The sequence below is a fragment of the Neisseria sp. P0022.S010 genome (assembly GCF_051956635.1).
In genome coordinates this window covers 1-1,470 of sequence record NZ_JBQCXF010000670.1, presented here as the reverse complement: position 1 = coordinate 1,470, position 1,470 = coordinate 1, and the positions used below count along the sequence as shown (strand labels likewise).

At 49.7% G+C, this 1,470-nt stretch carries 2 protein-coding genes; both read left to right on the top strand.

What is annotated here, in order from left to right; genetic code table 11:
• Positions 1-86 precede the first annotated feature (86 nt).
• Complete coding sequence (gene dnaQ, locus ACTHUT_RS20530; protein WP_250601747.1) at positions 87-824, top strand: DNA polymerase III subunit epsilon; 738 nt, start codon at positions 87-89, stop codon at positions 822-824.
• A partial coding sequence (gene ispD / locus ACTHUT_RS20525; protein WP_440419649.1) for a 2-C-methyl-D-erythritol 4-phosphate cytidylyltransferase occupies positions 821-1,470 on the top strand: 650 nt, incomplete at its 3' end. The genes dnaQ and ispD, both read left to right, overlap by 4 nt.

The window sequence follows — 1,470 nt, the reverse complement described above, 5'->3', positions numbered from 1 at the left end:
AAGCAGCTAAAGTTTTGCTGACTATACATTTCAGACGGCCTTCAGTATGATTCAGGACGTTTTGATAATTGCAGAAACCACCAACCATGAGCCAACGTCAGATTATCCTCGATACGGAAACCACGGGTCTTTATCCTGAAAACGGCGACCGTCTGGTCGAATTTGCCGGCTTGGAAATGATCAACCGCCAAATGACCGACTCCAACCTTCATTTATATGTCCACCCCGAACGCGATATGCCGGAGGAAGCGGCGAAGGTGCATGGTTTGACGATTGAAGTATTGGAAGCAAAGAATGCGCCGCCGTTTGCCCAAGTGGGTAAACAGATTGCCGACTTTATACGTGGCGCAGAGCTGATTATCCATAATGCCAAGTTTGACGTCGGCTTTCTGAATATGGAATTCCGCCGCATGGGTTTGCCTTCTATTGAAGAGCTTGGTTGCAAAGTGACTGACACGCTGGCCATGGCGCGTGAAATGTTTCCAGGGCAAAAGGCGAGTTTGGATGCGTTGTGTAACCGCTTTTCCGTTGACCGCAGCAAACGTGTCTTGCACGGAGCATTAATCGACTGCGAACTTTTGGGTGAAGTCTATCTTGCCATGACACGTCAGCAGTTCGACTTGATGGGCGGCGAGGCGGAAGAAGAGGGCGAAGTCAAACAAACCGTTATTGCCGAAACCAAACGTACATCGCAGTTGAAAGTTATCAAAGCCAATGCGGACGAGCTGGCCGCACATGAAAAATATTTGGACGATTTAGGCGAAGCGTGTATATGGCGTAAGGCTGAAAGGCCTGATGAGGCTAATGCCGGAGCGTCAGCATGATGCGCCGCAATATCGCTTTGATTCCTGCTGCCGGTGTGGGAGCGCGATTTGGCGCAGGCAAACCAAAACAATATGTTGAAATCAATGGTAAAACTGTATTGCAACATACCATAGAAATCTTTGAGCAACACTCCCGCATAGATTTAATTGCCGTTATTCTTTCGCCGGAAGATTCGGTTTTTCAGACGGCCCTGTCTGAGAAAGTACGCGTCTTTCGAGTAGGCGGCGCAAGTCGTGCCGAAACGGTACGCAATGGTGTGTCCGTTTTATTGGAGCAAGGTTTGGCCGAGGCGCAAGACAATATTTTGGTTCATGATGCCGCGCGCTGTTGCCTGCCTGCTGAAGCGTTAACGCGTTTGCTTGATGAGGCGGGTGAGAATGATGAAGGTGGTATTTTGGCCATACCGGTGGCCGATACGCTCAAGCGGGTAGACGGCAATCATCATATTGATGAAACCGTTGCGCGCGTAGGATTATGGCAAGCACAAACGCCGCAGCTTTTTCAGACGGCCTTGTTACATCGTGCTTTATCGGTTGATGATTTAAGTGAGATTACGGATGAAGCATCAGCGGTTGAAAAACTGGGTATCCGGCCGCGCTTGGTGCAGGGCGATACGCGCAATTTGAAATTGACGCTGCCGCAAGA